1 protein-coding gene is annotated in these 1,393 nt (G+C 66.1%); it reads left to right on the top strand.

What is annotated here, in order from left to right; genetic code table 11:
- Positions 1-1,393: amino acid adenylation domain-containing protein (locus QH276_RS00015; RefSeq protein WP_280397671.1), on the top strand; the 1,393-nt coding region annotated here is incomplete at both ends.

Raw genomic sequence — 1,393 nt, forward strand, 5'->3', positions numbered from 1 at the left:
TTCGGTGCTGGCCGAATGGGCGGTGACCAAGTCGGGTGCGGCGTTCCTGCCGATCGACCCGACCTACCCCAAGGATCGCATCGCGCATATGCTCACCGATTCCGGTGCGCCGGTGGGTATCACGGTGTCGTCGGTACGCGACGAATTGCCGGATACCGTGTGTTGGCTGGTACTCGACGAATTGATCCTGGACGGGTATTCGGCCGAGCAGATCACCGATACGGATCGAGTGCGGTCGCTGACGCCGGCGAATTCGGCCTATGTCATCTACACCTCCGGTTCCACCGGTGTGCCGAAGGGCGTGGTGGTCACGCATGCGGGTCTGGCGAACTTCAGTGCGGAGCAGGTCGAACGCTATGGGTTGACCCCGGATTCCCGGGCGCTGGCGTTCGCGTCGCCGTCGTTCGATGCTTCGATGCTGGAATTCCTCCTGGCGGTGGGTTCGGCGGGGGCGCTGGTGGTGGTGCCGACCGGGAACTACGGCGGTGCCGAACTGGGTGAACTGATCGCCCGCGAAGGCGTCACCGTCGGGTTCCTCACGCCGTCGGTGCTGGCCTCGCTGGACCCGGCCGACCTCGCCGGTGTGCGGGTGATCATCGCCGGCGGTGAAGCCCTGTCGTCGGACCTGGTGGACAAATGGTCCAACCGGTCCGAAAAAGCGGTCGAACAGGCCGTGGGTACGGCCCAGCACGGTCCGGGCTACGGCGAGCGCCGGTTCCACAATGCGTACGGCCCGACCGAGGCGACCATCGCCACGAATATCAGTGGCCGGTTGGGTCCGGGTGATCCGGTGACCATCGGTGGGCCGGTCCGCGGTATGCGTGCACTGGTGCTCGACGACCGGCTGCACCCGGTACCCGAAGGTGCCGCCGGAGAACTGTATGTCGGTGGTATCCAGTTGGCGCGTGGCTATCACGCCCGGTTCGGACTGACGGCGGGTCGGTTCGTCGCCGACCCCTATGGTGAGCCGGGCGCCCGGTTGTATCGCACGGGTGATGTGGTGCGGTGGCGGCGTGATGCCGCTGGTGATCCGGTGGTGGAGTATGTGGGCCGCAACGATTTCCAGGTGAAGGTGCGCGGGTTCCGCATCGAACTCGGCGAAATAGATGCGGTCCTCACCGCCGCCGATTCGGTCGATTTCTCGATCACCTACGGGCATGAGCGGGCCGCGGGCGCGGTGGCTTTGGTGTCGTATGTGGTGCCTGCACCGGGGCGTTCGATCGATGCGGCCGAGTTGCGGGAGCACGTGGCACAGCGGTTGCCGTCGTATATGGTGCCGTCGTCGATCATGGTGCTGGACGCGATTCCGCTGACTCCGGCGGGGAAGCTGGATCATCGGGCACTGCCGGAACCGGTATTCGCCGGCGACGCGGAATTCCGGGCGCCACGCAGC

This window comes from Nocardia carnea (assembly GCF_029869215.1).
Lineage (GTDB): Bacteria > Actinomycetota > Actinomycetes > Mycobacteriales > Mycobacteriaceae > Nocardia > Nocardia carnea_B.